The sequence below is a fragment of the Stenotrophomonas sp. 3diitr2024 genome, from assembly GCF_042136455.1.
GTDB classification, from domain to species: Bacteria; Pseudomonadota; Gammaproteobacteria; order Xanthomonadales; family Xanthomonadaceae; genus Stenotrophomonas; species Stenotrophomonas sepilia.
This window is the reverse complement of sequence record NZ_JBHHMJ010000613.1, coordinates 1-5,729: the sequence shown is the minus strand read 5'-3', so window position 1 is coordinate 5,729 and position 5,729 is coordinate 1. Positions and strand designations below refer to the sequence as shown.

The window sequence follows — 5,729 nt, the reverse complement described above, 5'->3', positions numbered from 1 at the left end:
GCACCCTGTTCGGCCGCAACACGCCGGCCGGCGTGGTCAAGTTCGATTCGGCCCGCCCGTCGCAGGATGCCGACGGCTATATCCGCGTCGGCTACGGCAAGGTGCCGAAGGTGGAAGACCGCCTGAAGGGTGGCAAGCTGGCCGCCACCATTGCCCTGCCCGATGCCCTCGCGTCGTGGGCGCCGTTGCCTTCGTAGTCGGTCACCATGCCTTCGCCGAACTTGGGATGGGTGACCAGTGCGCCGAGCTTGATCGGTGGCAACTCGATGGAGGCATGGCCCATCACCCGGCTGCTGCCCAGCGAGGCCGGACGCGAGACCTGCACCTTCGGGCGCACTTCGTGCAGCAGCTCGCGCGGAATCTCGCGCAGGAAGCGCGATGGCAGGCTGTAGTTGTCCTGGCCGTGGATGCGGCGCGATTCGGCATAGCTCAGCACCAGTTTCTGGCGCGCGCGGGTAATGCCCACGTAGGCCAGCCGACGCTCTTCTTCCAGACGCCCACTTTCCTCCAGCGAACGTGCGCTGGGGAACAGGCCTTCCTCCAGGCCGGCCAGGAACACCAGCGGGAATTCCAGGCCCTTGGCCGAGTGCAGGGTCATCAGCTGCACGCCGTCCTCGCCCGCCTGCGCCTGGCCTTCACCGGCCTCCAGCGCGGCATAGGCCAGGAACGCGACCAGCTCGTCCATGTCCTCGCCCACTTCCTCGATGTCGTCGGCGCGGCGCACGAAGCGCGAAGCGACCGAGACCAGTTCGTCGAGGTTGTCGGTGCGCGATTCCGAATCCAGCGAATTGCGGCTTTCCTTGCTCCAGTGCTCGCGCAGCTGCGAGCGGGCCAGCACGTGGTCCACGCGCTCGGCCAGGGTCATGTGCACGGTCTGCGCCTGCAGCTCGTTGACCAGCCCCAGGAAGCCGGCCAGTGCATTGCGCGCGCGTGCGGCCAGCGCGTTGCCCTGGGTGACCAGCATCGTTGCTTCCCACAGCGAGATGCCCTGGGCGCGCGCCTCGCGGCGCACTTCGTCCAGCGTGCGGTCGCCGATGCCCCGGGTAGGCGTGTTGACCGCGCGCTCGAAGGCGGCGTCATCGTTGCGGTTGGACAGCAGGCGCAGGTAAGCCAGCGCGTCCTTGATTTCGGCACGTTCGAAGAAGCGCATGCCGCCGTACACGCGGTACGGCACCTGTTCGCTCAGCAGCGCCTCTTCAAGCGCGCGCGACTGTGCGTTGCTGCGGTAGAGCACGGCCACTTCGGTGTAGCTGCCACCGTCGCGCACCCACTGGCGGGCACGCTCGACGATGTAGCGCGCCTCGTCCATCTCGTTGTACGCCGCGTACAGGTCGATCGGTTCACCGTCGCCGCTGTCGGTCCACAGCTGCTTGCCGATGCGGTCCGGGTTGTGCGCGATCACCGCGTTGGCGGCGCCGAGGATGTTGGCGGTGGAGCGGTAGTTCTGCTCCAGGCGGATGGTCTGCGCACCCGGGAAGTCGCGCAGGAAGCCCTGCACGTTCTCGACCTTGGCGCCACGCCAGCCGTAGATGGCCTGGTCATCGTCGCCGACCACGAACACGTGGCCGGAATCGCCGGCCAGCACGCGCACGAAGGCGTACTGGATGGCGTTGGTGTCCTGGAACTCGTCCACCAGGATTTCGCGGAAGCGCGCGCGGTAATGCGCCAGCAGGGCCGGGTTGTCGCGCAGCAGTTCATGCGCGCGCAGCAGCAGCTCGGCGAAGTCGACCAGGCCGGCGCGGTCGCAGCGTGCCTGGTATTCGATGTAGGCCTGGCGCATGGTTTCCAGCCACGCGTCGTGCGGTTCGGGCTGGATGTGCTGCGGGCGGCGGCCCTCGTCCTTCTGCGCGTTGATCCACCACGCGATCTGCTTGGGCGGATACTTGCCGTCGTCCAGCTCCAGCGCCTGCACCACGCGCTTGACCAGCCGCAGCTGGTCGTCCGAATCCATCACCTGGAAGCCTTCGGGCAGCTTGGCGTCCTGCCAGTGCAGGCGCAGCAGGCGGTTGGCCAGGCCGTGGAAGGTACCGATCCACATGCCACGGCTGCCATGGGGCAACTGTGCATCGATGCGGTGGCGCATCTCGCCGGCCGCCTTGTTGGTGAAGGTCACCGCGAAAATGCCGTGGGTCGGCACGCCGTCGACTTCATGCAGCCAGGCGATGCGGTGGGTGAGTACGCGGGTCTTGCCGGAACCGGCACCGGCCAGCACCAGGTGGTGACCGGGGGGAGCGGAGACGGCTTCGCGCTGGGCCGGGTTCAGGCCATCAAGCAGGTGGGAGACATCCATGCCCCATTTTACGGCATCGCCGTCGCGGCTCCTGCGACCACCTGGGTGGCCAGTGCCTGCGCCTGCTGACGCAGTTCAGGCACCGCCAGGCTTTCCCACAGGCTGCCGATGCGCAGGCTGCCGAGCACGCCCAGCCGTGCCTGCGGCTGGCCACTGGCGCTGCGCAGGCGGTCGCCCGGCACCGTGCTGTCCAGGCCCAGCCCATGCGGCCCGGGGCGGGCCAGGCCCTCGGCCTGCAGCTGCTGCAGCAACGGATTGCGCAGCGCACTGGCGCGGGTTTCCACGCCGGTGGCGTTGACAACGCCGCTGATCGTCCAGTGCTGTTCATTGCCGTTGGCTTCGCGACCCGACAGCCGCAGGGCATCGCCTTCGCGGCGGACGCGTTGCAGGCGGGACCGGTGAATGCGCAGTTGGCCGCTTTCGATCAGCGCCTGCAGCTGTGCGTCGACCTCTTCGGCGATGCGGTGGCGATGCACGTCCCAGTAGCGCACCACATGACGCAGGAAGCGGCGCTGGTCGGCCGCGTCGAGGCTGCACCACAGCGCCTGTCCATGCGGACGGATGCGGTCCATCACGCCCTGCCACGGCAGCCCGTCGGCCTGCGCCTGGCGAGCGAACCCGCGCAATGCGCGCAGGCGCTGGCGCAGGCGCATCGGCAGCAGCGTGGCCGGGTCGAACGTGGGCAGGCCGCCATGCGCATGCGGAAGCGGCAGCAGGCCATGGCGCGAGATCACGTGCAGCGGGCCGGTGTGGCCGGCGGCAACCAGCGCCAGCACGGTGTCGGCCATGCTCAGGCCGGAGCCGACGATGGCCACGGCCTGCTCACCGGCCAGGGTACGCACGCCGTCGTAGTCCCAGGCCTCGATCACATCATCGGCGGGCAATGCCTCGGCACCGGCCACCGGCAGCGGCCGCATGCTGTTGCCGGTGGCAAGCACCGCCTGCACGGTGTGCAGCGTCTGGGCATCGCCAAGTGTCAGCCGGTAGCCATGGTCATCCGGCTGCAGGCCCAGCACCGGCTGCGCGATCACCTGCAGCTGCGCCGGGCTGGCCGCAGCGGCCTCCTGCAGGCGCTGCTGCAGGTAGGCCGCAAAGTAGTGGCGGCATACGTAACGCTCGCCCAGCACCTCGCGCGCCTCGCCCGGGTAGGCGTTGGCGGCCATCAGGTAGTCGAGGAAATCGCCGGGCTGGTCGGCAAACGCACTCATCTTCGCCGCCGGCACGTTCAGCAGGTGCTCCGGCCACGGCGTGGCATAGGCGATGCCCTGGGCCAGCTGCGAAGCCGGTTCGAGAATGGCCAACGCCAGTGGCGCCTTGGCTTGGCGCAGTACCTGGATCGCCACCAGCACCCCGGCCGCACCACCACCGATGATTGCCAGGTCCAGTTCGCCATTACGCGGTGAATCAGTCATGCGCCGATTGTAGGCCATCGGCGATGACGGGCCGGGTTGCCGAAGCGGGCGATTGCCGCCGCCTCACATCAACGCATCGGCCAGCCGTGCGATGCCTTCGCGGCTGCGCCGCCACGTGGGGCGGCTGCGCCACTGCTGCAGGTCCAGCTGCCGCGACTCGCGCAGGTAGCCATCCTCGATCGCACACAGCTGCTGCACCAGCGCGCGGTCGTAGCAGACCAGGCCGATCTCGGCATTCAGCGCGAATGAGCGGATGTCCATGTTGATCGAGCCGAGCACGGCGATGTCCTCGTCCACGCTCATGTGCTTGGCGTGCAGGAACTGCGGCTCGTACAGCGCGATGCGCACGCCACAGCGCAGCAGCTCGTCGTAGTACGCCTCCTGCGCCCACGAGGTCAGCCGCTGGTTGTTGCTGGCCGAGAGGATCAGCTGCACCTGCACACCGGACAAGGCCGCAATGCGCAACGCGCTGAGCGTAGCTTCGTCAGGCACGAAATACGGCGTGACCATCACCAGCCGTCGCCGTGCCAGGTGGATCAGCGCCGCCACCGCATCGCGCGCATTGCTGTACGGATAGGCCGGGCCGCTTGGCAGCAGCTGGGTGGCGATGTCGTCACTGCACTCGGGCACATCGGCGATCACGTCCAGGCGCTGGCCGGTTTCCATGTACCAGTCGCTGGCGAACACCGCTTCCAGGTGCGCCACTGCCGGGCCACGCACGCGCGCCACCAGCTCGCGGTTCGGGTGGCCGGGCACGAACTGCGGGCCGGCCAGGTTCTGCGAACCGACATAGGCCACTTCGTTGTCGATCACCGCGATCTTGCGATGGTTGCGCAGATCCATGCGCCCGCTGCGGCGCCAGCGCAGGCCACCGGGCAGCATCGCGCGTACCTCGATGTCGCGCGCCTGCAGGCGCTTGCGATAGGCGCGCAGGCCACGCTTGGCGCCCACCGCGTCGAGCAGCACACGGCACTGCACGCCGCGTGCAGCCGCTCGCTGCAGGGCCTCGACGATCGCCTCGCCCACCGCGTCATCGAACATCAGGTAGTACAACAGGTGCACGCGGTCTTCGGCCTGGTCGATGTCGGTGATCAGCGTGTGCAGCGATTCGTCGTAGTCGGTCAGCAGGTCGACCGCGTTGCCGTGCACCGGCATGAAGTCGCCCTGGCGCTGCACCAGCGGCACGATCTCGGCGCTGGCGGTGTCCGGCTGCGGTGTCCAGCGCAGGCGATGCTGCAGCGCCTGTTCCTCGCGGATGACCTGCGAGGCCTCGGCCTGGCGGCGGATGCGCTCGCGCGACAGCCATGGGTGGCCGAACAGCAGGTACAGCGGCAGGCCCAGCAGCGGCACGAAGCCGACCAGCAACAGCCAGCTGCGCGCCGCCCCCGGCGTGGTGCGGGTGGGGATCCAGCACAGCGCAACCAGCCGGATCAGCCAGTCGATCAGCAGCAGGTACGAACCCAGCAACCACTCGAACAGCATCGTGTCGCCCGTCGGGAGGTGATGGGCCATTCTGCCCAGCGGCCTTTGTAGAGTCGAGCCATGCTCGACTGCCTTTCGGCCCGACCGCAGAGCAGCCGAGCGTGGGCTCGGCTCTACAGGATGGTTCAATGCCGCACCGGCACCTCGCACAGCTGCCGCACCGCGTCGGCATGGCGGCGGCCGTTGAGCGCCATGCAGGCGATCGCCTGTACGGCCCGCTCCAGCTGCGCCTCCGGCAGCGGCGACGGCGCGCCGTTGGCCAGTGCCAGATGGTGGTCGCACAGCAGCAGCGCCATGCCCTCGATGCCTTGCAACATGCGCTGCAGGCGCAGCCAGCCCAGTTCCAGGTCCTGGCGGTGTGATGGGGTGTTCATGCAACCTCCTTCAACGGATCTGGCCACCGGTGAAGGTGGCGGACGATGCGTGGTTGCAATACCGGGAAGCAATCAATCAGCAAACGAACCGGCGGGCGCAAGGCCCCCTCGCACCGTCCGCCATAGAGGCGGATAGGTCACCAACCGTCGCCGGAGGGATCTCCGGCAGCG

The 5,729-nt window shown here is 68.6% G+C and carries 4 protein-coding genes and 1 pseudogene; 1 reads left to right on the top strand and 4 read right to left on the bottom strand.

The annotated features are described in order from the left end of the window. A partial coding sequence (locus ABGA94_RS16005) for a hypothetical protein (RefSeq protein WP_375367781.1) occupies window positions 1-197 on the top strand: 197 nt, incomplete at its 5' end. Here the strand turns inward: ABGA94_RS16005 and uvrD are convergent. From uvrD to ABGA94_RS15985, 4 genes and pseudogenes are all read right to left on the bottom strand, one after another. Further along, window positions 176-2,290, bottom strand: a pseudogene (gene uvrD / locus ABGA94_RS16000) (DNA helicase II); the annotation flags it as partial. The gene ABGA94_RS16005 and the pseudogene uvrD sit on opposite strands and share 22 nt — an antisense overlap. An 8-nt stretch (window positions 2,291-2,298) precedes the next feature. Next, a complete protein-coding gene (locus ABGA94_RS15995; RefSeq protein ID WP_375367780.1) occupies window positions 2,299-3,720 on the bottom strand; it encodes an FAD/NAD(P)-binding protein in 1,422 nt (473 codons plus the stop codon). Between the two features lie 45 nt (window positions 3,721-3,765). Beyond that, a complete protein-coding gene (gene cls / locus ABGA94_RS15990) occupies window positions 3,766-5,184 on the bottom strand; it encodes a cardiolipin synthase (RefSeq protein WP_065177824.1) in 1,419 nt (472 codons plus the stop codon). Window positions 5,185-5,309: 125 nt separating this feature from the next. After that, window positions 5,310-5,558 (bottom strand): hypothetical protein, encoded by a 249-nt coding sequence (locus ABGA94_RS15985; RefSeq protein WP_375367779.1) that lies wholly within the window; start codon window positions 5,556-5,558, stop codon window positions 5,310-5,312. Window positions 5,559-5,729: the final 171 nt, after the last annotated feature.

What these genes read in the sequence shown, in the direction of transcription:
- ABGA94_RS15995 (WP_375367780.1), bottom strand. Translation starts at nt 3,720, where the DNA reads ATGGCCTACAATCGGCGCATGACTGATTCACCGCGTAATGGCGAACTG.
- cls (WP_065177824.1), bottom strand. Translation starts at nt 5,184, where the DNA reads ATGCTGTTCGAGTGGTTGCTGGGTTCGTACCTGCTGCTGATCGACTGG.
- ABGA94_RS15985 (WP_375367779.1), bottom strand. Translation starts at nt 5,558, where the DNA reads ATGAACACCCCATCACACCGCCAGGACCTGGAACTGGGCTGGCTGCGC.